Consider the following 795-nt stretch of genomic DNA (forward strand, 5'->3'; position numbering starts at 1 on the left):
CATGAATGCTGACCGTACGTTGCTCACCGATAGTCATTGGGCACTGATTGCGCCCCTTTTGCCCGGCCGCGTGGGTCGGCGCGGGGTGGTGGCCAAAGACAACCGGGGCTTTGTCGAAGCCGTGCTGTGGGTGGGGCGCACGGACCTGCCCTGGCGGGACCTGCCCCCGCACCTGGGGCAGTGGCATCGGGTATTCGTGCGCTTTAGCCGCTGGCGCACCCGCGGCGTGTGGGCCCAGGTACTGGCCGCGCTACAGGCCGCGGGTCAAGCCGTGCCCAGTCCACGCCAACGGCAGGTGCAGCTCGATTCGACCACCGTGCGGGCCCACCAGCACGCGGCCGGGGCCCGTAAAAAAAGGGCCGCAGGCCCTGGGGCGTAGTCGGGGCGGCTTTTCCACCAAGCTGCACGTAGCCGGCGACGGGGCCGGCAGCCTGCTGGTCTTTGCCCTAACGGCGGGCCAGGTGGGCGATGCTCCGCAAGCGGCCGACTTGCTCTGCCCGCTGCTGGCCCCGGCCCGGCAGGTGCTGGCCGATACAGCCTACGATTCCGACGCCATCCGGGTCCTAATCGCCGAAATCGGCGCGGTGGCCGTCATTCCACCCCGCCCCAACCGCCTCGTGCCGCCCCACCTTGACCCGCTCACCTACCGTGACCGCAACCAGGTCGAGCGGCTCATGAACCGCCTCAAACAGTTTCGGCGCGTGGCCACTCGATACGATAAGCTCGCCGATTCCTACGCCGCGTTTGTCCAACTACGCGCCATCATGCTCTGGCTAAATTGAGAACACGCCCTAG

At 67.8% G+C, this 795-nt stretch carries 1 protein-coding gene; it reads left to right on the plus strand.

Annotated elements, in window-relative coordinates:
- Window position 1: 1 nt before the first annotated feature.
- A protein-coding gene (locus tag E5J99_RS21025; protein ID WP_394345960.1) for an IS5 family transposase occupies window positions 2–782 on the plus strand; the annotation gives its coding sequence in 2 pieces (ribosomal slippage) (window positions 2–354 and window positions 353–782; 783 coding nt in all).
- Window positions 783–795 lie beyond the last annotated feature (13 nt).

The sequence above is a fragment of the Hymenobacter elongatus genome, from assembly GCF_004745955.1.
In the GTDB taxonomy this organism is placed as follows: Bacteria; Bacteroidota; Bacteroidia; order Cytophagales; family Hymenobacteraceae; genus Hymenobacter; species Hymenobacter elongatus.